Source organism: Streptococcus henryi DSM 19005 (assembly GCF_000376985.1).
Lineage (GTDB): Bacteria > Bacillota > Bacilli > Lactobacillales > Streptococcaceae > Streptococcus > Streptococcus henryi.
Map to the genome: position 1 here is coordinate 96,348 of NZ_AQYA01000031.1, position 21,340 is coordinate 117,687.

Consider the following 21,340-nt stretch of genomic DNA (forward strand, 5'->3'; position numbering starts at 1 on the left):
CGCAAAAACCGATAGTCACTCTGGTCTTGACTATCGGTTTTTACATATTATGATTTAATTATCATAGTCATCTGTTTCTGAGCTATCTTTGTCGGGGCTAGGAGCTGGAATAGGTGTCCCAGTATACCAAGCGCCGTTGCTGATACCCATTTCAACTGTATAATTGAGCGGCAACCAAGTTTCTTTGGCACTTTGTTTGACAACAGTTCCCTTAGGTTGGTCGGAATTAACATAATAGCTAGTGAAATAGATTTCAGCTCCTTTTGAGCGAAATTCTTGATAGAAATACTCTTGCAATTCCCCTTCATTCTTACCAGTTAGGTCACGAATATAAGGTGTTCCTGCTGAATAAACCACCTCAACATTAAGGTCATCTTTCTCGGTTAGCTCAATTCCTGCAGCCTGAGATTGGGAAAGCAATTGTCCATAAGCCTTATCACCATAAACTTGGCGAACAATGACATTTAAGCCTGAGACAGAGCTAGCTTGGCTCATAGAAATTTGTGAAAAATCAGGAACAGTCACACCTTTTCCAGCCGAAATAGTGATATCCATCTTAGACTTTTTAGCAACCTTTTCATTAGCTGCGACGGATTGTCCCATCACGAGACCAGCAGCAAGGTTAGCACTTGCTTTTTCGATATAAGTTATTTCAATACTGTTACTCTTTGCCCAAGTCTCAACTTCAGATTTTGGCTTATCCTTGAAATCGGGCACAGTGATATTAGCTTCCAGAACTTCTTTCCCGCGTGAATAAGTCAATGTAGCCTTATTACCACGTGTGTATTCACTAGCAGGAACAGAGTTAGCAATATCTAGCTTGATGAATTTTCCTTTTGCAATCGTATCGTTAAATTCCTGGGTCACTTTGAGGTTTTCTGCCTTGTTTTCCTCAACCCACTTCATTGCCTGACTATAAGACATGTCTTCAAATTTAGGCAGTTCTAGAACTTCTTCCGGGTCAGCTCCTAGTGAGCTTACTAAACTCAATGGACTTCCCTTGGCAATTTTCTTGCCAGCTTTTGTCTTCTGGGAAATAATGACATTGGCATCATACTTAATACTGTATTCTTGAGTCAAGTTAATTTCAACTTTGTTTTGATTCCCCCATTCTCTAACTTCAGATACAGGTTTTCCAACAAAATTCGGAAGGGTCACGTGTGTCATCTGATAATAAGTAAAAAAGAGAATGATTACTGCTAGAACACCTGCACCAATAGATAATATTATGCGACGCTTTTTCTTTTTTTGATAACTCGGATCAATTTCGACTTCTTCATGAAAGTCATCTCGACGACTTCTGGTCTGTTCTCGACCTTTGCTTGAATCTTCTGAATTAGCTAAGTCCTGTGAAGAAATTACTTCAACAGAGTCAGAGGACAGCTCTTCTTCTTCAGAAGTAGAGTCTGTTTTAAGCTGATTAGCTGGCTCGGTATATTCTGCCTCTTTAGGAAGCTCTTCACGAGAAGGAATTTTTTTACTGGGAGATGCCGTCAAGTCATCTGATTGACTAACCTTTTTCTCCTTGTTTTTTTGGTCGTCAGCTAAGAGTTTGTCATATTTATCCCCAGAGAATTTTGATAAAAAATCACTCATAGGCTTTCAACTTTCCTTTTCTTAAATAATAAATCTCATCTGATAAAGAAGCAATTTCTTGAGAGTGAGTAACCACCACAACACATTTCCCATGCTCATGCGCCAGTTTCTTAAAAATCTCAACAATTTCTGCTTCCATCTCCTCATCCAGATTTCCAGTTGGTTCATCTGCCAGAATCACATCAACATTTGTTGCTAGAGAGCGGGCAATAGCCACGCGCTGCTGTTCTCCCCCTGACAACTGGGTAACCAAACGATCAGCTTTACTCTTGACAATTCCAATGTAATCCAACAAATTATAAGCTACCTCCGCCTGATTTTGTGGCAGCTCATTTTCCGTAATAGCCATCGGAATCATAACATTTTCAAGGGCTGTCATATAGGGAATGAGGTTATAATGTTGGAAAACAATGCCCACATGATTACGGCGGAAGGTTTCGTAGCCAATCTCTTTAAGATCCTTGCCATTATAGAAAACTCGACCTTCCTTTGGCTCTTCAAGAGCACTGAGGAGTGATAAAAGTGTGGTTTTCCCAGAACCTGACTGACCTAAAATCGTATAAAACTTGCCCTTTTCAAAACTGATACTAGTGTCTTTTAGAATATAACGACGGTTCTCCCCATCCTGATAAAAATAGGACAGATTATTTGCTTCTAATATTGCCATAAAAATCTCCTTTCATCAGGTCTCGCCTACATCATTATCCGTTTTGGATTGAGACGGACAACATAGGTTGTTGGGATAATTGTAGCTACTAAAACTGTTCCCAAACCAATACCATACATGAGAGCAACATAACTTGGTGTCAATCTGACTTCATATTCTTCTACAACATCATCTAGTGTTGTATCGCTATTAAGTTCAGAAAGTCCATAATATGTAATACCGCCACCCATTTGATCCTGTTGCTGAATTTGATTCTGAATCAGAGTATCAGAAATACCTTTCGCCATTATATTTCCTGAAAAAACAGATAGAGATATGGCAACAAGCGCGATAATAAAGACCTCAATCAAGGTTTGCATAACTACTTTAGCTTTTGCTTCACCCAATGATAAATAAATCCCCAGTTCGTGTTTGCGATCACGCAAGAAAAGAAGGACAACCAGTGTAATCACCATAACGCTGGCACTAATAGCAGCAATCAGAACATAGCCTGCTATCTTAGACATGGACTTAACTGGACCTGCAATGTTATCGTAGTCATCTGATGACGCAAAAACAATATAATGTTGAGGTAATAGAGCTTTAGCATCTTGCTTGAATTTTTCAAGATCTTCTGGATTTTTCAAAAGATAAAGAGGTTCACCCACACTAATACTCTCTTCAAGATCAGTTTCAGTCATGTCTGAATTAGCATCAAGGTATGAAGTCATGTTTTCTCGACGAGTCTCCTCTACTAGCTTATTGGGTACGTAGATTTGATTAGCTTCCATTTGTTCTTGATAGGCTTTGTTCCAGTCATCAGAATTAGCTGAATCTGATGATTTTGCAGACTTCTTATCTTTGCTTGCAGTACTTTGATAAATACCCACAACTTCTAACGGATACTCTGTCTTAGACTTTATTTCATTGTTTTCGTAGTCAAAGACAGCATTGACGAAGGTTGCAGTATCTCCAGCCTTAATTTGGTTCAACTCAGCCAACTCTTTAGACATCAGTGTCACAGCTTTGCCATTTGCCACTTCATCAGCCGTAAAGGAACGTCCTTCAACTATCGTAATGGTCCCTTCTTCAAGAGGAACGATTTTATCCGATTGAACACCACGAAGACCATAAGTATAATAAGCAGACATATCATCTCCAGAAGTCATGCCACCTTGTTCTTCAAGAAGTTCCGGAACATAGGCTTTTAAAGATTCTGATCCCATATAGCCTGTCATCACATAGTCATAGTATTTAACATAGGAGAGCTCACCAACTTTAGTAATCGTGTCCTTGCTCAACTCCTCAATGTTTTCATAGTCACTTTCCTTCATATTTTCATAATCCAGACGAACAGTTACTGCAGCACCCATCTTACTCTTAATCGACTTCTCCACATTCTGAGTAGCCTGCTGAATAGAAACCGCACCAGCAATCACATTACTCAAAATAAAGATAATAACGAACAACAAAAGGGATTTCCCCTTACGACGAGTAACGCTTAACCAAGCGCGTTTAAGATAGTTCATAGAAATCTCCTCTCCTTTGATGATTTTATAAAATAGCAGAGCTATAGAACGAATAAAGTCTGCCGAAAGAGCGAAAAATACTAATAATAAAGACTTCAAAAAGCCTCATTTCACTGTCAAAACAACAATGTAACCGTTTTTACATTATATTACCACTTTCATACAAGAAAGACAACTATTTACCTAAACCCTAACCATTAGCAAGAGTAGAGATTGTAAAAATGAAAAGTCCAAGAAATTGAATCGCATCCTAAATCCAATTCTGAAAAAATGAAACTTATTCTTTTAAAATTCCATTTGTCACTAATATAACGAGTGGAACCAAAAAAGGTTACAAAAAAATCTGGGACAAATTGTCTCAGATTCCTTAGTTATAAGCAAGTATTTGTTAATAGTCAATGTAGTCATTTGAATTAGCCTTGATACATGATCACTGTCGTCTTGTCGTACTCCAGTACTGCCTGCGCCTCAGTTCCTTGTCTGAAAGCTAATTCATTCGACTAAACATCGTCACTATGGGCTTGCCATAGTCTCTAGTATATTTATCCCAATGTCCAGTGTTTGGCTGGATCAAAAGCTTGACCAACTACAGCAGAGTCATCAAGTTCGATAATACCACGTTTTTGTGGAGCATTTGGTAATGCCAGCTCACGTGGAGCACACATCATACCATAGCTATCTTCGCCACGAAGTTTACCTGGGAAAATAAGGCTTCCGCTTGGCATCATGGCACCTGGCAAAGCAACTATGGTTTTAAGCCCAAGAGCTGCATTTGGAGCACCTGCAACGATTTGAACAATCTTATCTTCTGCAATTTGAACCTGACAGATGTTAAGGTGGTCGCTGTCAGGATGGGCAACCATTTCCTTGATTTGACCCACAACAAAGACTGGGTTGACAGGAGCTTCCAACTGCTCAGCAAAGCCTTCCTTAGCCAATTCAGCATTCAAAACTGCCATTTCATCAGTATTTGGAAACACTTGTCCAGCACCTGTTAGAGAAATCAAACTTGATGCCTCAAAAATATTCCAAGCGACTGTTTCACCTGTTTCTTCTAAGAAGACACGCGCAATTTTCCCTTTACGTTCTACATTGCGATCACCAGCTTTTTCAGCCACAATCACCATTAAAACGTCGCCAACTTGTTCTTTGTTATATGCAAAAATCATTATTTCTCCTATTATTCTTTACTTTCATTTTTACTAGAGCTTATTTTCAAATTAAATAATCATAATCAGAAATGCCCTTTCGTTCTCTAGAGTCCAGCTAAAAAGCTATTGATCTCATCCTTGGTCTTGCGCAGCCTATTAACCAAGCGACCGATTTCTTTCCCATTTTCCACAACGACAAAACTCGGAATACCAAAAATGTTCAACTGCTCTGCCATTGCCATAAACTCATCACGGTCAATACGGATAAAGGTGCAGTCAGGATTTTCCGCTTCAATCTCAGGCATTACCGGATAGATAAAGTGGCAGTCAGGACACCAATCTGCGGCAAAAAAGAGGACAAGCCTGTCTTCTCTTTCTAATAAATCTGCAATTTCTACGTAGGATTTTGGAATAATCATCGTTTTTCCTCCCGATAGTCAATCTCACCATCTCGGTATTCAAAAAGGAAGGTAACGTCATCATCAAAGACAACACCGCCCTTAACACAGGTGTTGGTAGACTCAAACCCATTGATATAAAGCACTTCAATAGTACCAAACGAATCGAAAAAGGCACGCACTTCAGTCAGAATCTGCTGGCGCCTTTTGTCATCAAGCTGTTTCTTAACCACAGCCCCTGTCACAAACAGGCCTCCCAGCCCCAAAAGACCTGAAATCAGGGCGAATTTCTTTTTCTTCATGTCTACTATTGTAACATAAAACCGCCTTTAACAGCCAAGCTTTACACCCATTTTTCCTAAAAAACAGGCACAATTTTCTAGACTGCCTAACTTCCGCCAGTAATCAAAATGACACTCCCACCCCCATAGCCAGCCCTCACCTCAGAAGTAGGAGTTTGTATTTTCCCTTGAAAGTGCTAAAATAGAAACAGACTTACTGAAAGGTAATAGATAAACAATATGACTGATTTATTTTCAAAAATTAAGGCAGTGACAGAACTTGATGGCATTGCTGGTTATGAACATAAGGTCCGCGACTACTTGCGTGGCAAAATCACACCCCTAGTTGATGACGTTGAGACTGATGGTCTTGGCGGCATCTTCGGTATTAAAAAAAGCACAGCTGACAATGCACCACGAGTTATGGTAGCTGCCCACATGGATGAAGTGGGCTTCATGGTAAGCGACATCAAAGCAGATGGAACCTTCCGTGTAGTTGGTATCGGTGGTTGGAACCCCCTTGTCGTGAGCTCACAGCGCTTCACACTCTACACCCGAGATATGCGAGCTATCCCAGTCATCTCAGGTTCAGTGCCTCCTCATTTCCTTCGCGGGGCCAATGGCGGAGCTTCTTTACCAAAAGTTGAAGACATCGTTTTTGACGGAGGGTTTGCCGATAAAGCTGAGGCAGAAAGCTACGGCGTACGCCCAGGAGACATCATCGTTCCTCAATCAGAAACTATCCTAACCGCAAATGGCAAAAATGTCATTTCCAAAGCTTGGGATAACCGCTACGGTGTCCTCATGGTCACCGAACTTCTCGAAAACCTTAAAAATGAGCAACTAGGAAATACCCTTATTGCTGGCGCTAATGTCCAAGAAGAGGTTGGCTTACGCGGTGCCCACGTCTCAACCACTAAATTTGATCCCGAAATCTTCCTAGCTGTTGACTGCTCACCTGCAGGTGATGTCTACAGCGACCAGGGCAAAGTTGGAGACGGTACTCTCATTCGTTTTTACGACCCTGGCCACGTCATGCTCAAAGACATGCGCGATTTCCTTCTCACAACTGCTGAAGAAGCAGGCATCAAGTATCAATACTACTGTGCAAAAGGCGGAACTGATTCAGGTGCTGCTCACCTTAAAAACGGCGGTGTCCCATCAACAACCATCGGTGTCTGCGCGCGTTACATTCACTCACACCAAACTCTTTACGCTATGGATGACTTCCTCCAAGCTCAGGCCTACCTCCAAGCAATTGTCAAAAAACTGGACCGCTCAACTGTCGACTTAATTAAGAATTACTAGAAAGGACAAGAGCCGAGGATAAGTGGGTATCCCCCTAGCTTCCTTGAAACTCTTTGTGACTCATCATGAAAATTGGATTTATCGGAGCCGGAAAAATGGCTGGCGCAATCATCAAAGGTCTTAAATCAAGTGATTTTGAACTCATGCTTTCAGAACGCGATGCAGAAACCAGTCAAGCTGTCGCTGCTGAACTTGGGATTGCTGCTGCAACCTCTCACCAAGACCTTATCGATCAGGCTGACCTCGTCGTTCTAGGTATTAAACCGCAATTCCTTGAGTCAGCCCTTGCTGGACTTGATATGACTAAACCAGTCTTGTCAATGGCAGCAGGTGTGACTTTAGAACGTTTGGCGGCCTTGACCAGTTCAGACATTCCCCTCATCCGCATCATGCCCAACCTTAATGCGCAAATCCTCAAAAGCACAACAGCTATCTGTTTTAACTCACTAGTCTCTGACGACATGAAAATCGTTGCTAAAAGAATTACAGATAGTTTTGGATCAACTTTTGAGATTGCCGAAAAAGACTTTAACACATTTACAGCTCTTGCAGGATCAAGCCCAGCTTATATTGCCCTCTTCATTGAAGCCTTGGCCAAATCAGGTGTTAAATATGGCTTTGCAAAAGACTTAGCCTTGGATATTGTCAACCAAACCGTCCTTGCTACAGCTGAAAATCTTCTAACAGGAAGCGACAGCCCGCATACCTTCATTGATAAGGTCTCAAGCCCAGGCGGCACAACCGTTGCTGGCGTTCTTGACCTTGAAAAGACAGGTCTGACAGCCAGCGTTGTCTCTTCCATCGATGTTACAATCGATAAAGCCAACAACCTCTAATAATCCATAAAATAGATTTCAAAAAACTTCGCCTATAATCAAAAGACAGCTAGCTCTAGTTATCAGAGTAGCTGTCTTTATTTTTGCATCTAGGAATCGAAGAAGCTGGGCTCAAGTCCAAGCCTCTGTAATAAAGTTCGGAATATGACCAAGACGCAGTAGCTTTCAAATAAGTTTCAAGGTGGCTAGTTCTACCAGAGTCTGCAGACCGATAGTGACTATGTATCAATGCAAATTCAAATAAGTATCACAGTTGATTTTAAAGTCTTTGGCAACTTTTTTACGTCAATAGCGTCAAGACAAACATTAAAGCTACTGCTAGTGCATTGTTCAAGAAATGAATGGCAATAGTGTATTCTAGTTTCTCAGTTTTGCGGTAAATCCATCCTAATACCAGTCCCATTCCACCATAAAGAATCCAAGCGCCAATAGTTGTTGGAACGTGGATAAGTCCAAAGAGGAAACTTGATATGAGCAAGCCAATCACAGATTGACTATTAAAGACTCGGCCCATTAAGAGACCACGGAAAACTGTTTCCTCCACAATTGGTGCTACAACTGCTGTAAAAAGTGTCAGAATAAGTGGATGCATCCCTGCACTTTCAATAATTTCCTGGTTGCCAGTATTAGTCACACCCTCAAGAACCAGAACGATTCCACCAAGCATTTTCACAAGATAAAGAACTAGAAAACCTAAGAAAATCGTCTTCAAAGCTCTGCTATTTCCCAAAGCCTTAAAACCTTGAAGAAGACCGACACGCTTGGCGATATAAAGGGTTGCTCCACAAACCAGGAGGATAACTAGAGCAAGCAAAAGAATTTGCCAAATTTGACTGACTCCAACAAAAAGGGTTGTGGCCTGCTCAACCGCGAAAATGACAAAAGCAAGGGCAAAATAGATAAAGCTGTTTAAAAATTTATTCGTTTTCATGTTCAAGATTCCTTTACAGTATTTTTGAAAATAAGAGTCGTAAAATGGCAAAACCTACTATTAAGCCATAAAGCAGAATCATCAGCAAAACTGGATAAGCAAGGACAATATCTGCGAAAGCAAAGAGAACGATTAAGGCAAAAATAAGGAGAAAGATCAAAATAAGAGTTGCCAAGGCTGTCACCATCAAAATCTTGTTATTACGCTCATCATGAGCTTCTACATACATCTTATGTAGACGTTTTGGCTGACCTATCACAATTAGAGTATAAATGCCAAATGCAAAAAATGTGATGGTCATTCCTGTCAGCATACCTGAGCCAAAACTGCTCAGCTTAGCAGATAAGGCCACAGGAATTCCGACAATTCCTAAAATAATAGTGATGATACCTATGTACTTTAGATAATTTTTATAATCTTCTTCTGTTTGTTTCTTAGTCAGAAGATGAGCAACTTTTAATAACATAATGATTTCTCACCCTTTCTTTTGAAGTTTATAATAATTTGCAAGATAGACAATAGCACATAGATTCAAAATAATGCTTGCTACTCGGACAATATCTGATAAAAAGTTGTAATTGTCTAAACAAGTCGACAAGAGCATGGTTGAAATTCCCAATAGCAACATAGCAAATCCTCTTGCTTGCATACTTTCGATTGAATTTTTTTGAGTATCTTTTTTAACATTTCTGAATATCATGATAGGCCTCCTTTTGAAATCTTACCTTCGCGACACAAAGCTGATATCCTACTGAAGCAGCCAGCAAGTCTGATAACCCCAAACAATTGCTTAGCTTTTAGGACCCTGTCGTGTCTGTCTTAAATTAATCACTGTCTTCAAAGAGAAAAACTTCTTCGATTGTCTTTCCAAAATACTTAGCAATCTTATAGGCCAGCTCCAGCGACGCATTGTAGCGCCCCTTCTCCAGGGAAATGATGGTCTGCCTGGTCACATCCAGAGCATCAGCCAACTCCGCCTGACTAACCTTATTAGCCTTGCGCAATTCTTGTATTCGTGTTTTCATTGCCTCACCTCTACATCATAGTTTTCGTTGATAATACCATTTAAGGCTGTAGAAGATAAGAGCAAGGAGGGCGGTTAAGCCTGCAAAAGCTGCCGCCAATATTCCTTGAACCTCTGATGATAAGTCTTGCGAAAAGTAACCCAAGACTAAACCAGCACCTGTAAAATAGAGAACGAATATAATTTGGAACATGCGGCGTAGGACAATATTTTCAATTTGAACATTACGCTCATCCGTCCTTCTAATCCAGTACTGCTTCAAATAAGTTTTATCTATCAATAACCGGATAGAACGGTAGCCATCGCTTATCCATACCAAAGCAATAATCGTGAGACCGACCACCATATCATCTCTGGAGAATACGGCATCCATTATTAAATAGACGATGATTGCTGTTAATACCAAGGTAGCAAATAAAGTTGATTTAGCATCTTTTATAAGACTTTCTTGTGTTATTTTTTTCATGTTTATTTCTCCTTTGTACTTTGTACTTTGTCAAGTTAACTTTACACTTTTAGTATAGTACCCTTTACATTTTTTGTCAAGCAAGTTTTACATTTTTCGTAAAGTTTTCTTTACTTTTTCTGTTAGCAGGCTTCAGAGCATGCAAAAAAGCTGACCAATTTCTCAGCCAACTTTTCTGGTCTTATCATAAATGTGATAACTTATTTAGTTTTGAGTCGTTCAACGTCACGAGCAATGACAAGCTCTTCATCAGTTGGAATGACAAAGACTTTGACTTTTGATTCTGGTTTTGTCACATCGCCTTCAACACCAAAGACGTTCTTTTCTGGATCAACATCGATACCAAACCAAGTCAGACCATCAAGAACTGCTTGACGGAAAGGTACTGAGTTTTCACCAACACCTGCTGTGAAGACAATAGCATCAACACCGTTCAAGACAGCAACATACTGGCCGATATATTTTTTAACACGGTCAACATACATTTCAAAGGCAAGGGTACATTTAGCATCGCCCTCTTCTTTACCTGCAATGATATCACGCATATCGCTTGATTTTTCAGAAATACCAAAGAGTCCTGATTCGCGGTTGAAGATGTTACGAATAGCTTCAGCATCTGCCAATTCTGGTTCACGGTCAATCAAGAATGGGATGATTGCTGGATCAAGGTCACCAGAACGTGTTCCCATCATGATACCGCCAAGTGGAGTCAATCCCATTGATGTATCAACAGATTTTCCGCCCTTGACAGCAGTGATAGATGCACCATTACCGATATGACAAGTGATGATTTTAGTATCTTCGATAGGTTTTCCAAGCAATTTAGCAGCTTCATGTGCTACATATTGATGGCTTGTCCCGTGAGCACCGTATTTACGAACTTGATAGTTGTCATAATACTTGTTAGCGATTGGGTAACGGTAGGCTACAGCTGGCATAGTTGTATGGAAGGCTGTATCGAATACCGCAACGTTTGTCACCTCTGGCAGTACTTCTTGGAAAGCACGCATAGCTGCAACGTGAGCTGGGTTGTGAAGAGGAGCAAGTGGGCTAAGATCTTCAATTTCTTGGATTTCTTTTTCACCAATCAAAGCTGACTCTTTAAAAATTTCACCACCAGCAACAACACGGTGACCAACACCTGTGATTTCATCATAGCTTGTAATGATATTCAAACGAAGCAAATCTTCTAAAAGAATCTTAACTGCAATTGTATGGTTAGGAATACCAGTTGTTTCTGTTTCCGTCTGACCATTAAATTTAACTGTTGAAACACCGTCTTCAAGACCGATGCGTTCAATCAGACCTTTTGCAATCACTTCTTCTTCTGGCATTTTATATAATTGCCATTTAAGACTTGAACTTCCTGCATTAATTGAAATAGTTTTTGACATAATTCACCTCTAAAGCGTTTTCAGAATGTATCCTTATTCTATCATAATTTTTCACAAATTCATATTATCATTTTTCCATTTTTGAAAATTTTCAATGAAATCTGTAAGAACCTCACGATTTTGCAAATCTGATAAAGGATAAACAAAAGTCTCTGGTGCTTGCTCTGCTTGTTTCTGCAAAACAAAGATTGACTTGGCATTGGCACTGTTACCAAAGACATTTTCAGGTAAGGTTACCACTGCAATGACATCAGCGTAGCCCTTAAGCCAATCCTTCAGGAGTTGACTTTGATCGCTGGTCAAGAGACTCATAGGTGCCAAGAAAATCGCTATGCCATTTTTCTTAAGATACTTGAGAGATTGCTCCATGAGAAGATGGTGGGCATAGGTATGACCTTGCGGGCTAGCTACCTTGTAACGCTTGGCAATGTCATCATTTGGATAAAAGCCGACTGGTAAATCACTGATGATGACATCACTTTCCTTAAGAATCTGTGGACGAACAGCATCTTCTTGAAGAAATTGAGCACTGGATTCCATAATTTCTGCGATGCTGGCAGAGAGATCAATCAGTAAATCATCCACTTCAATTCCCATGTAATCAAGCTCTTTTGATGAATTATTGAGAAGAGTTTGGGCCAAATTACCTGTTCCGCTGCCAATTTCAAGGACATCAAGTTTTTCTTCACTCGTCATGTTCTCTAGCAAGAACATGAGGATAAAGCCAATAGCATCTGGCGTAAACTGATGGTTAGCTTGTAAACTTTCCGTTTGTCCAACCTTGATAAAGATAAATTGAAAGGCTCTACGCCATTCTTCCTTAGTCAAATCAAGCTGACGGAGCTTATCATTATTAGCAGCAACTCTTTCATTTGCTCCTTCTGCGCCAAGATAGAAGGAATTTTGTTCAATCAAGGCATCGTAAATGTGAGTTTTTAACTCGTTTTCAATCACTTGGATATTTTCTAAAATCAGCTCGTAGGCTGTTTCGATTTTTTCAAAATTCATGATTTCCTCCGCCCCTTATCATACCAAAAAATAAGCCAAATGAAAAGAAAGCCCTACTTATCAATAGAACTGTCATCAATATTTCTTGTCAACTTACTGTCAACCTCCTGTTTCTGTTCTCTAGCGAACACATAGGAGAAGCTCTGCCCATTATCCAAACGAACCTTAACGGAAAGTTGGTCCTTTTTGTGAGAATAGCTGGCGCTACCTTGATTAAAAGAGACAGTTCCAGCATCTTCAGTTGCCAAATCCTTAGTGACTTCAGCCATTAGAAAGGCCTGACTTGCTGATAATTGTGCTATTGACTGTCTCTCATTAGCCTGAACGCGCAAAAGATAAAAGTTTAAAAGCAGGGCAAAAACAGCTGACATAAGAAGAGCGTAAAGCAAAATCCCAGCCTTAACCCGCTTCCTCAAAAGCATACACAAAACTCCTCTCCAAGCCACCTTCAAATTCTAAGTCAATCCTCACAATATTTCCTTTTTTAGAAATAGCAGAGCTTTTAATTCCAAAAAGCATGGGCTGATAGCCTTGACCAGTTGCATTCGTTTTTCTAAAATCATCATTCTTGGATTTCCCAAAAGCTATGGTCTTATCAGCCTTAGTCACGTAAAGTTTATCATTCTCAATTCTTTTAAAACGACTGCTCTCAAGCTCAGAACGCAATTGTTGAGAGAACAGTAGCCAGTTACTCTGTTCATTATTTGATAAATAGACTACATTAGCCGAAAGAGACCGTGTCAACCCACTGTAAACTAAAACCGAGCCCGAGAGACAAAACAGGGCGACCAAACACTCCAAAAGAGTAAATGCAGCTAATCTAGTCTTTTTGAACCTGTAAAAGCAGCTTGTCACCTTTGTAAACATGGATACTCTCACCCTTTCTAATAATAGTTACACTGACACCGTTCAATGTCAGCTTATCCTGCTTGGTCTGTACAGCCATAGTCGCCACATTGAGCACTTCCTGCCGCCTCAAATTATCCTCCATCCGTTGTCTATTTAAGTCCATTTGCCCTAAAACAAGGGTCGTTATGGCTGCCAAGATACCTAAAGCAACCAAACTTTCAAGGAGAATATAGGCTCTCACTTTCTGTCTTTTTATAATTACCACTCCCTATGTAAAGTTGATATGTCACGCGCTTGTTCCCACTCTCAAAAACGATTTTGGTCAGGGAAGAATTACCACCAGCCTGATTAAAAGTGATAGAATGCCTGTTCACCACCTTTATTCCGTCAGGTAAATCCAATCTAGCCACCCCATTTGATATCTGACTTTCTGAAATCTCAAGAATCATACTCTCCTGCTTAATATTAGCTAGTTTCTGTGTATCACGATAGAGATTTTCAAAAGACAGAAAGAAAAGTTTCTCCTCAACCCTTTGAAAAATTCCAGAGACAGAAACGGATAAAGATAAAATCATAAAGGTTGTTATGGCTAGGGTCAAGAGGCTGTCAAGCAAAGTAAAAGCCTTAAAGCGCCTAGAAAGCAAACTACTTCTTAGTCCCATTGTAGATATCGGCTTGGTCCTGCGAAATGTAGTCATCAGCCACTAATTCTGCTACTGAACCCGATTTTCCATTTTTCAACTCATAGAGTTCCAGCTGACTCTCAACCACCTTGACGACTGCCGCATTACCCTTGTCCTGAACAGCAACCTTCTGCTTGGTCAAGTTAGGGACAAAGAGCAGCATCAAAAAACTTATGATGAGAAGAACAATTAACATTTCTACTAAAGTAAACGCAGAAACTGTTCTCTTCTTCATCACATCAAACATTTTTTTCATTTACAAATATCCTCCCATATTGTCATAGATAGGTAAAAGCATGGCCGCATAAATCATGACAATGACCAAGGCCACACCGATAAAGACTAGGGGCTGAACCAGTTGGGTCGCCCGTGTCAACTTAGAAAAGAAAGTCTCCCAGGCCTCTTCTGCATAGATTTCCAGCTCTTTACCCAGCTTGGACTTGACCTGCCCGTACTCAATCATGAGGCTGAGCTCCCGCAGGAAAAAGGGGTAGTCCAAGACTTTTTGACGAAAGTCCCGCCCAGACATGAGCCCAGATTCCATATCTTTTCCGATTTCTTGAAATAGCAGAGACTTCTGACCCTGCATGAGCTGAACAATTTGGGCCATATCCACACCCTGTCTGATCAGATTCCCCCACTCACGCGCATAATAGGCTGTCAGGTAAAGCTTGACATAAGGACCAAGCAAGGGCATCCTGCTAAGACGACTGGCTAAGGCTATGCGCGATTGGCGTCGGCTGTAGATGTAAAGTCCCAGCGCAGCCATTGCCAAAAGTGCCAATGAACCCAAGAAAATCATAGGAAAATTGGCAATCATGCTGGTAGCAAGGTTGCCCTCCTCCAGCTGCGGCAGCAAATAATTCTTGAGCCCCAGCATAATCAAAACCAGAAAAGTCAGCAAGATAATGGGGTAGGTCGCTACCTCTATCAGCTTCTTTCTGACAGCCATGAGGCTGGTCAAATAGGTTTCAATTTTCAAGAGGCTCTTCTGCGTATTGCCATGGATGTCTGCTAGGGAAATTTGGGTAACGACAGCGTCTGAGAATCCCAATTCTGCCATCATTTCAGGCAGACCCTGTCCATTGAGCAGCGTTTGCTGCATGCGGTCGGTATAGTCATCTGCCAAGAGCTGGCTGCGCCTGAGAAAGGTAACCATTTCTGTCAGGTTAAAGCCGCTCTCCAGCAGATTGTTAAAGAGCTGGATGACCTTGCGCTGCTTCTTAAGCGGCAATCTTTTCGATTTTTGCTTGCGCAGCAGTGATATGTCCGTCACGAGCAAGGCTTTCAATCTGCTCATTCCATTTGTCTGGCTGATGGTTTTGGAAGTCTGAGTCCGCAAAGTCAATGACACCTCCTCCCCCAATCAAACGCTGATAGGCTATCAGGCGCAAGCTATTGACCAACTCCTGATGACTGACACCCAACTCCAAGAGCCTAGCGTAAACGCCCGCTATGCTCTTAGCGTGGACGGTGGAGAAGACCATAGTGCCTGTTAGACTGGCCCGAAGAACCGCACGGGCTGTCTCACTATCACGAATTTCTCCTATGATGAGGATGTCGGGGCGGTGGCGCAGAGAGAGCTTGATCAGATTATCATAAGTCATGCCGATACTCTCATTGAGCTGCAGCTGCAACATGTTGTCCTGCTTAATCTCGACCGGATCCTCGATAGAAATAATCTGCTTGTCAGGAAATTTTTCAGCTACTAACTGGTGCATGAGAGTGGTCTTGCCGCTCCCAACTGGACCCGAAAAAAGATAGAGCCCTCGACTGCCAACAGCTTCCAGAAGATTGCGCATGCCATTGAACCAATAATGCAGGTCATGGCGGCCCGAGTAGAGCAGGCGCACAACCAAACTTTCCTTACCGCGATAATCACCGACACTGGACAGGCGCAGAGAAATCTCCTCCCCATCCGCAAAAGCATAATCACAGGAGCCCAGCTGACTGCGGCGCTTCTCACCCACATTCATCCCCGCCACAAACTTAAAATGACTTATCAGAGCCATCATCTGCTGACTCTCAAATTCATCGATAAAACGGCGCTCATCACCAATTCGCATATAGAGCTCATAGTAGTCAGCCCTTGGAATCATATAAATATCCTGAGCATTGACCTCCACAGCCTGCCCGATAATCTTTCTCGCTAATTTTTGAACCATTGTTCCCTCCTCACTATTATTATTCGCAAACAAAAAGAAAAAAACCTTACAAAAGTAAGATTTTTAAAACTTATTAATAATTTAAATAGTAATCTACTAGTCAACCAGACCAATCTTGTCTGGATTGGAATGAGCAATACGACTGGCAGCCGAAGCAGCAATTGCACCTACAATATCATCTAGGAAAGTATTGCAAGAAGGTCCATTTTTGCTATCCAATTTTTTAATAATACCAGGCTTTAGTTTATCAATATAGCCGTAGTTGGTAAAGCCGATGGAGCCAAAAACATTGACAATGGATAGAGCCAAAATTTCATCTACACCATAGAGGCCCTCATCTTCCATGAGGATATCATTGAGCGGTTGGGACAATTTCCCCTGCTCTGCCAGCATGTCTAATTCAATCCCAGTGATAATAGTATTCTGAACTTCACGCTTCTTAAGAACAGCTTTAACACTCTCCAAACATTCTTCAAGCGTCAAATCTTTGATATACTGATTTTGTAAAAATAGAACTAGTTCAGCGATATCTTTAAGCTCTACACCACGTTCTTTTAACAAACTCTGAGATTTGATATTTAATTCGTTATCAGATTTCATAAGACACCTCCTAGCCCTATTGTAGCAAAAAACTAGGAAAAGGTCTGATTAATAAAGTTGATCACTCGATTTTCTAACAATCGGGCTTTTAACGTTTTATAGCACAGCTTGATGGTAATTCTGGAGTAGCATTTCGTTGCTCAAAGTCTTCTAATGAATAGTCTTCTGTCAGCTCTTGACCATCCTTCAAGAGTAAAATAGAGTGATACTGTTGTAGATATTCATCACATTCTTCACACCAGCGTTGCTCAGATTTATCCCAAAAAGCTGCTAAAAGATTTTTATGACTTTTATAGCTAGGTAAATCTGATTTTAGGCGCAGCCATTCTTTCTCGTAAGCTTTGAAGGCATCTTCAAATTTAACATAAGTTGCTTCCTCTATAATATCATTCTTCCAATCTTCCAAAAACCACCATGGTTCCCAGTCTCCATACATTTTTATAACTTGATACATAATATTTTTCCTCGTGCTTTATTATATCCAAAATGGTGACTTTTTAAAAAGCATTTGCTCATTTGGCATGATTTTTATTAGAAAAATAGCTTTGCTTAAAAAGGATTAGCTGTTAAGATAAAGAAAGTTTCCTAAGAATTGAAAAAAGCCTGAGAAAACTCAGACTTTTTCTGTTATACTTGAAAACCAAAAATATTTTGATTTTCAATATTGCCTATTCAGCTTCTGTCGCTTGAACTTCTTCAACAACTTCTACAGTCGCTTCTTCTGTTCCATCTAATGGATCATTAACAGCTTGTGGTTCAAGGTTACGGTAACGTGCCATACCTGTACCAGCTGGAATGATTTTACCGATGATAACATTTTCTTTAAGACCGAGAAGGTGATCTTTCTTACCACGGATAGCAGCATCTGTAAGAACTCGAGTTGTTTCTTGGAATGATGCAGCTGACAAGAATGAATTCGTTTCAAGGGAAGCTTTAGTAATACCCATAAGGACTGGACGTGATGTTGCAGGAATACCACCAGCGATAACGATATCTTTGTTAGCATCTGTAAAATCAGAAATGTCCATAAGAGTACCAGGAAGAAGATCTGTATCACCTGGATCCATGACACGAACTTTGCGAAGCATTTGGCGAACCATTACCTCAACGTGTTTGTCACCGATTTCTACCCCTTGGCTACGGTAAACTTTTTGTACCTCAGCAAGAAGGTAAGTTTCAACTGACAAAGTGTCACGAACTTCTAGGAGACGTTTAGGTTGAATTGAACCTTCAGTAAGAGCAGCACCGCGGGCAATTTCGTCACCAACTTCAACTTTCATGCGAGCTGTAAATGGTACTACATACTCACCCATACCAGTCTTACCTTGAACGAAGACTTTCTTAGTACGTGTTGAAGAATCTTCTTCAATCTCGATAACTGTACCTTTAACTTCAGTGATAACAGCTTCCCCTTTAGGGTTACGAGCTTCGAAGATTTCCTGGATACGAGGAAGACCTTGTGTGATATCGGTATTTGACGCAACACCACCCGTGTGGAAGGTACGCATTGTAAGCTGTGTACCAGGTTCCCCGATAGATTGCGCAGCGATTGTACCAACTGCTTCACCAACTTCAACAGCATCACCAGTTGCCAAGTTAATACCATAACAATGACGGCAGACACCATGACGAGTGTTACATGTAAAGACTGAACGGATAGTAACTTCTTCCACACCAGCCTTAGCAATAGCAGCAGCCATGTCTTCTGTAATCAATGTATCTGGGCCAACAATAACTTCGCCTGTTTCTGGGTGTTTAACTGATTTCTTAGTGTAACGACCTTGAAGACGTTCTTCAAGTGTTTCAGTAACTTCTTTACCATCAGTAATTGCTGAGATAAGAAGACCACGGTCAGTTCCACAATCATCTTCACGAATGATAACATCTTGGGCAACGTCAACCAAACGACGAGTAAGATAACCTGAGTCGGCTGTCTTAAGGGCCGTATCGGTCATACCTTTACGAGCACCGTGAGTTGAGAAGAACATTTCCAAAACGCTAAGACCTTCACGGAAGTTAGACAAGATAGGCAATTCCATGATACGTCCGTTAGGAGCGGCCATCAAACCACGCATACCGGCAAGTTGAGAGAAGTTAGAGATGTTACCACGAGCTCCAGAGTCCATCATCATAACGATTGGGTTCTTAGGATCTTGTGTTTCAATCAGACGTTTTTCAAGAGCTTCCTTAGCTTCACGCCATGTTGTTGTAACCGCAACATAACGGTCATCATCAGTCATGAGACCACGACGGAAGGCTTTGTTAATTTCTTCAACTTTGTGGTGAGCTGCTTCGATAATCTCAGCCTTGTTATCGATAACTGGGATATCGGCAATGCCCACTGTCAAACCAGCAAGTGTTGAATGGTAGTAACCAAGGTCTTTGAGGCGGTCAAGGAAGGCTGATGTTTCAGTTGTACGGAAACGTTTGAAGGTTTCAGCAATGATGTTACCAAGATTTTTCTTCTTGAATGGAACATTGATTTCCAAACCATCAATAACGCTTTGGATATCTTGACCAAGTTCCAAGAAGTATTTATCTGGTGTTTTTTCGGTCAAGTTAGCATTGTTTGGCTCTTGTAGATATGGAAGATCTTCTGGCATGATGTCATTGAAGAGAATCTTACCAACTGTTGTTACCATGATTTTATGTTTTTGTTCATCTGTCCAAGGTTTGTTTGGCATACTGTCAACAGCAATACCAACACGTGAGTGCAAGTGAACATAACCATTACGGTAAGCCATAACAGCTTCGTCTTTATCTTTAAAGACCATACCTTCGCCTTCACGACCAGCGTCTTCCATTGTAAGGTAGTAGTTACCAAGAACCATATCCTGAGAAGGGGTTACAACTGGTTTACCATCTTTAGGGTTAAGGATGTGCTCAGCCGCAAGCATAAGAAGACGTGCTTCTGCTTGAGCTTCTTCTGACAATGGCACGTGGATGGCCATTTGGTCACCGTCAAAGTCGGCATTGTAGGCTTCACATACCAATGGGTGAAGACGAAGGGCTTTACCATCAATAAGAACTGGTTCAAAGGCTTGGATACCAAGTCTGTGAAGAGTAGGTGCGCGGTTAAGAAGAACTGGGTGTTCTTTGATGACTTCTTCAAGAATATCCCAGATGCGTTCATCTCCACGTTCTACCATACGTTTAGCTGCTTTAACGTTACCAGCAAAATCACGGGCAACAATTTCACGCATAACAAATGGTTTGAAGAGTTCGATAGCCATTTCACGTGGCACACCACATTGATACATTTTAAGTGTTGGACCAACGGCGATAACTGAACGTCCTGAGAAGTCAACACGTTTTCCGAGCAAGTTCTGACGGAAACGTCCTTGTTTACCTTTAAGCATGTGACTCAAAGATTTAAGCGGACGGCTACCTGGTCCTGTAATTGGACGACCGCGACGACCGTTATCGATAAGTGCATCAACCGCTTCTTGCAACATACGTTTTTCGTTTTGCACGATGATTCCTGGAGCGTTAAGTTCCAAGAGACGAGCCAAACGGTTGTTACGGTTAATAACACGACGGTAAAGGTCATTCAAGTCAGAAGCGGCAAAGCGGCCACCATCCAATTGAACCATAGGACGAAGATCTGGTGGAATAACTGGAAGGATGTTAAGGATCATCCATTCTGGTTTGTTACCAGATTTATAGAAGGCATCAAGAACGTCCAAACGGCGAACAGCCTTAACACGTTTTTGTCCTGTTGCTGATTTAAGCTCTTCTTTAAGCTCTGCAATTTCAGATTCAAGATCAACACGTTTAAGAAGGTCTTGAATAGCTTCTGCACCCATCTTAGCAACGAATGAACCGTAACCATATTCTTGAAGTTTTTCACGATATTCACGCTCAGTCAAAAGTGATTTTGGCTCAAGTGGTGTATCCATAGGATCAATAACCACATAAGCAGCAAAATAAATAACTTCCTCAAGGGCACGTGGACTCATATCAAGGGTAAGTCCCATACGTGATGGAATTCCTTTGAAGTACCAGATGTGTGATACTGGAGCTTTCAATTCAATGTGACCCATGCGTTCGCGACGAACTTTAGCACGAGTTACTTCAACACCACAGCGGTCACAAACAATACCTTTATAACGGATACGTTTGTATTTACCACAAGCACATTCCCAGTCTTTTGTAGGACCAAAGATGACTTCATCAAAAAGTCCTTCACGTTCTGGTTTGAGCGTACGGTAGTTGATTGTTTCAGGTTTTTTAACTTCACCATAAGACCATGAACGGACTTTTGTAGGTGAGGCTAATGTGATTTGCATACTTTTAAAACGATTTACGTCAACCACTAGTTTTACCTTTCTTTGATTTATCCATAGAGTTTGCAGAACAAGTTCTTATCATTGAGCGAAAAGACTATCAATTATCGTGATTTCCTTTTACTTAGCTCACCTGATATAGTAGGTTTTAACTGACACGATAGTAAGTTTACCATAGCTAGCAAGACT

Annotated in this window: 25 protein-coding genes; 2 read left to right on the forward strand and 23 right to left on the reverse strand. The window is 41.0% G+C overall.

Annotated features, from left to right (window positions below):
- Positions 1-54: 54 nt before the first annotated feature.
- From F601_RS0105525 to F601_RS0105550, 6 genes are all read right to left on the reverse strand, one after another.
- Positions 55-1,596, reverse strand: a complete 1,542-nt coding sequence (locus F601_RS0105525) for a PASTA domain-containing protein (protein ID WP_018164672.1) — start codon at positions 1,594-1,596, stop codon at positions 55-57.
- A complete protein-coding gene (locus tag F601_RS0105530; RefSeq protein ID WP_018164673.1) occupies positions 1,589-2,263 on the reverse strand; it encodes an ABC transporter ATP-binding protein in 675 nt (224 codons plus the stop codon). The genes F601_RS0105525 and F601_RS0105530 overlap by 8 nt, the downstream gene beginning before the upstream one ends.
- A gap of 26 nt (positions 2,264-2,289) precedes the next feature.
- The gene (locus F601_RS0105535; protein ID WP_018164674.1) at positions 2,290-3,771 is read right to left on the reverse strand and encodes an ABC transporter permease; all 1,482 of its coding nucleotides are present in this window, start codon (positions 3,769-3,771) and stop codon (positions 2,290-2,292) included.
- Between the two features lie 542 nt (positions 3,772-4,313).
- Positions 4,314-4,940, reverse strand: a complete 627-nt coding sequence (gene ytpR, locus F601_RS0105540; RefSeq protein WP_018164675.1) for a YtpR family tRNA-binding protein — start codon at positions 4,938-4,940, stop codon at positions 4,314-4,316.
- A gap of 86 nt (positions 4,941-5,026) precedes the next feature.
- Positions 5,027-5,341: a thioredoxin family protein gene (locus tag F601_RS0105545; RefSeq protein WP_018164676.1), complete on the reverse strand. Its 315-nt coding sequence runs from the start codon at positions 5,339-5,341 to the stop codon at positions 5,027-5,029.
- Positions 5,338-5,565: a DUF4651 domain-containing protein gene (locus F601_RS0105550; protein ID WP_245686243.1), complete on the reverse strand. Its 228-nt coding sequence runs from the start codon at positions 5,563-5,565 to the stop codon at positions 5,338-5,340. The genes F601_RS0105545 and F601_RS0105550 overlap by 4 nt, the downstream gene beginning before the upstream one ends.
- Before the next feature lie 276 nt (positions 5,566-5,841).
- On the opposite strand from F601_RS0105550, the gene pepA reads away from it, so the two are divergent.
- Positions 5,842-6,909, forward strand: a complete 1,068-nt coding sequence (gene pepA, locus F601_RS0105555) for a glutamyl aminopeptidase (RefSeq protein ID WP_018164678.1) — start codon at positions 5,842-5,844, stop codon at positions 6,907-6,909.
- A gap of 65 nt (positions 6,910-6,974) precedes the next feature.
- Positions 6,975-7,745: a pyrroline-5-carboxylate reductase gene (gene proC, locus F601_RS0105560; RefSeq protein ID WP_018164679.1), complete on the forward strand. Its 771-nt coding sequence runs from the start codon at positions 6,975-6,977 to the stop codon at positions 7,743-7,745.
- Positions 7,746-8,025: 280 nt separating this feature from the next.
- Here the strand turns inward: proC and F601_RS0105565 are convergent, their stop codons facing one another.
- The 17 genes from F601_RS0105565 to rpoC all read right to left on the reverse strand — a co-directional run bounded on the left by F601_RS0105565 (position 8,026) and on the right by rpoC (position 21,181).
- Positions 8,026-8,676 (reverse strand): CPBP family intramembrane glutamic endopeptidase, encoded by a 651-nt coding sequence (locus F601_RS0105565; protein ID WP_018164680.1) that lies wholly within the window; start codon positions 8,674-8,676, stop codon positions 8,026-8,028.
- A gap of 13 nt (positions 8,677-8,689) precedes the next feature.
- Entirely contained in the window at positions 8,690-9,142 is a 453-nt protein-coding gene (locus F601_RS0105570) for a hypothetical protein (protein WP_018164681.1), read from the reverse strand.
- A 9-nt stretch (positions 9,143-9,151) separates the two neighbouring features.
- A complete protein-coding gene (locus F601_RS0105575; protein WP_018164682.1) occupies positions 9,152-9,376 on the reverse strand; it encodes a hypothetical protein in 225 nt (74 codons plus the stop codon).
- 124 nt (positions 9,377-9,500) lie between these two features.
- Positions 9,501-9,701 (reverse strand): helix-turn-helix transcriptional regulator, encoded by a 201-nt coding sequence (locus F601_RS0105580; protein ID WP_018164683.1) that lies wholly within the window; start codon positions 9,699-9,701, stop codon positions 9,501-9,503.
- A 15-nt stretch (positions 9,702-9,716) separates the two neighbouring features.
- A complete protein-coding gene (locus F601_RS0105585) occupies positions 9,717-10,166 on the reverse strand; it encodes a hypothetical protein (RefSeq protein WP_018164684.1) in 450 nt (149 codons plus the stop codon).
- A 200-nt stretch (positions 10,167-10,366) separates the two neighbouring features.
- Positions 10,367-11,560 (reverse strand): acetate kinase, encoded by a 1,194-nt coding sequence (locus tag F601_RS0105590; RefSeq protein WP_018164685.1) that lies wholly within the window; start codon positions 11,558-11,560, stop codon positions 10,367-10,369.
- 51 nt (positions 11,561-11,611) lie between these two features.
- The gene (locus F601_RS0105595) at positions 11,612-12,568 is read right to left on the reverse strand and encodes a class I SAM-dependent methyltransferase (RefSeq protein ID WP_018164686.1); all 957 of its coding nucleotides are present in this window, start codon (positions 12,566-12,568) and stop codon (positions 11,612-11,614) included.
- A 53-nt stretch (positions 12,569-12,621) separates the two neighbouring features.
- Entirely contained in the window at positions 12,622-12,990 is a 369-nt protein-coding gene (comGG, locus tag F601_RS0105600; protein ID WP_018164687.1) for a competence type IV pilus minor pilin ComGG, read from the reverse strand.
- On the reverse strand, positions 12,968-13,435 hold the full coding sequence (gene comGF, locus F601_RS0105605) for a competence type IV pilus minor pilin ComGF (protein ID WP_040833370.1): 468 nt from the start codon (positions 13,433-13,435) through the stop codon (positions 12,968-12,970). The genes comGG and comGF overlap by 23 nt, the downstream gene beginning before the upstream one ends.
- Positions 13,389-13,682, reverse strand: a complete 294-nt coding sequence (gene comGE, locus F601_RS0105610; protein ID WP_026183125.1) for a competence type IV pilus minor pilin ComGE — start codon at positions 13,680-13,682, stop codon at positions 13,389-13,391. The genes comGF and comGE overlap by 47 nt, the downstream gene beginning before the upstream one ends.
- Positions 13,636-14,079: a competence type IV pilus minor pilin ComGD gene (gene comGD / locus F601_RS0105615; protein ID WP_040833373.1), complete on the reverse strand. Its 444-nt coding sequence runs from the start codon at positions 14,077-14,079 to the stop codon at positions 13,636-13,638. Before comGD ends, comGE begins: the two co-directional genes overlap by 47 nt.
- Complete coding sequence (gene comGC, locus F601_RS0105620; RefSeq protein WP_018164691.1) at positions 14,063-14,356, reverse strand: competence type IV pilus major pilin ComGC; 294 nt, start codon at positions 14,354-14,356, stop codon at positions 14,063-14,065. Before comGC ends, comGD begins: the two co-directional genes overlap by 17 nt.
- Entirely contained in the window at positions 14,357-15,400 is a 1,044-nt protein-coding gene (gene comGB, locus F601_RS0105625; protein ID WP_081600871.1) for a competence type IV pilus assembly protein ComGB, read from the reverse strand.
- Complete coding sequence (gene comGA / locus F601_RS0105630) at positions 15,324-16,265, reverse strand: competence type IV pilus ATPase ComGA (RefSeq protein ID WP_018164693.1); 942 nt, start codon at positions 16,263-16,265, stop codon at positions 15,324-15,326. Before comGA ends, comGB begins: the two co-directional genes overlap by 77 nt.
- A 96-nt stretch (positions 16,266-16,361) precedes the next feature.
- Complete coding sequence (locus F601_RS0105635; RefSeq protein WP_018164694.1) at positions 16,362-16,865, reverse strand: phosphatidylglycerophosphatase A family protein; 504 nt, start codon at positions 16,863-16,865, stop codon at positions 16,362-16,364.
- 88 nt (positions 16,866-16,953) lie between these two features.
- A complete protein-coding gene (locus F601_RS0105640; protein ID WP_018164695.1) occupies positions 16,954-17,319 on the reverse strand; it encodes a DUF1033 family protein in 366 nt (121 codons plus the stop codon).
- A 214-nt stretch (positions 17,320-17,533) separates the two neighbouring features.
- Positions 17,534-21,181 (reverse strand): DNA-directed RNA polymerase subunit beta', encoded by a 3,648-nt coding sequence (gene rpoC, locus F601_RS0105645; RefSeq protein ID WP_018164696.1) that lies wholly within the window; start codon positions 21,179-21,181, stop codon positions 17,534-17,536.
- Positions 21,182-21,340 lie beyond the last annotated feature (159 nt).

What these genes read in the sequence shown, in the direction of transcription:
- F601_RS0105525 (WP_018164672.1), bottom strand. Translation starts at nt 1,596, where the DNA reads ATGAGTGATTTTTTATCAAAATTCTCTGGGGATAAATATGACAAACTC.
- F601_RS0105565 (WP_018164680.1), bottom strand. Translation starts at nt 8,676, where the DNA reads ATGAAAACGAATAAATTTTTAAACAGCTTTATCTATTTTGCCCTTGCT.
- F601_RS0105635 (WP_018164694.1), bottom strand. Translation starts at nt 16,865, where the DNA reads ATGAAATCTGATAACGAATTAAATATCAAATCTCAGAGTTTGTTAAAA.
- F601_RS0105595 (WP_018164686.1), bottom strand. Translation starts at nt 12,568, where the DNA reads ATGAATTTTGAAAAAATCGAAACAGCCTACGAGCTGATTTTAGAAAAT.
- F601_RS0105580 (WP_018164683.1), bottom strand. Translation starts at nt 9,701, where the DNA reads ATGAAAACACGAATACAAGAATTGCGCAAGGCTAATAAGGTTAGTCAG.
- F601_RS0105545 (WP_018164676.1), bottom strand. Translation starts at nt 5,341, where the DNA reads ATGATTATTCCAAAATCCTACGTAGAAATTGCAGATTTATTAGAAAGA.
- comGC (WP_018164691.1), bottom strand. Translation starts at nt 14,356, where the DNA reads ATGAAAAAAATGTTTGATGTGATGAAGAAGAGAACAGTTTCTGCGTTT.
- comGG (WP_018164687.1), bottom strand. Translation starts at nt 12,990, where the DNA reads ATGCTTTTGAGGAAGCGGGTTAAGGCTGGGATTTTGCTTTACGCTCTT.
- pepA (WP_018164678.1), top strand. Translation starts at nt 5,842, where the DNA reads ATGACTGATTTATTTTCAAAAATTAAGGCAGTGACAGAACTTGATGGC.
- F601_RS0105575 (WP_018164682.1), bottom strand. Translation starts at nt 9,376, where the DNA reads ATGATATTCAGAAATGTTAAAAAAGATACTCAAAAAAATTCAATCGAA.
- F601_RS0105590 (WP_018164685.1), bottom strand. Translation starts at nt 11,560, where the DNA reads ATGTCAAAAACTATTTCAATTAATGCAGGAAGTTCAAGTCTTAAATGG.
- F601_RS0105585 (WP_018164684.1), bottom strand. Translation starts at nt 10,166, where the DNA reads ATGAAAAAAATAACACAAGAAAGTCTTATAAAAGATGCTAAATCAACT.
- F601_RS0105530 (WP_018164673.1), bottom strand. Translation starts at nt 2,263, where the DNA reads ATGGCAATATTAGAAGCAAATAATCTGTCCTATTTTTATCAGGATGGG.
- F601_RS0105570 (WP_018164681.1), bottom strand. Translation starts at nt 9,142, where the DNA reads ATGTTATTAAAAGTTGCTCATCTTCTGACTAAGAAACAAACAGAAGAA.
- comGB (WP_081600871.1), bottom strand. Translation starts at nt 15,400, where the DNA reads ATGAGCAGATTGAAAGCCTTGCTCGTGACGGACATATCACTGCTGCGC.
- comGA (WP_018164693.1), bottom strand. Translation starts at nt 16,265, where the DNA reads ATGGTTCAAAAATTAGCGAGAAAGATTATCGGGCAGGCTGTGGAGGTC.
- F601_RS0105535 (WP_018164674.1), bottom strand. Translation starts at nt 3,771, where the DNA reads ATGAACTATCTTAAACGCGCTTGGTTAAGCGTTACTCGTCGTAAGGGG.
- comGF (WP_040833370.1), bottom strand. Translation starts at nt 13,435, where the DNA reads ATGTTTACAAAGGTGACAAGCTGCTTTTACAGGTTCAAAAAGACTAGA.
- proC (WP_018164679.1), top strand. Translation starts at nt 6,975, where the DNA reads ATGAAAATTGGATTTATCGGAGCCGGAAAAATGGCTGGCGCAATCATC.
- F601_RS0105640 (WP_018164695.1), bottom strand. Translation starts at nt 17,319, where the DNA reads ATGTATCAAGTTATAAAAATGTATGGAGACTGGGAACCATGGTGGTTT.
- comGD (WP_040833373.1), bottom strand. Translation starts at nt 14,079, where the DNA reads ATGGGACTAAGAAGTAGTTTGCTTTCTAGGCGCTTTAAGGCTTTTACT.
- ytpR (WP_018164675.1), bottom strand. Translation starts at nt 4,940, where the DNA reads ATGATTTTTGCATATAACAAAGAACAAGTTGGCGACGTTTTAATGGTG.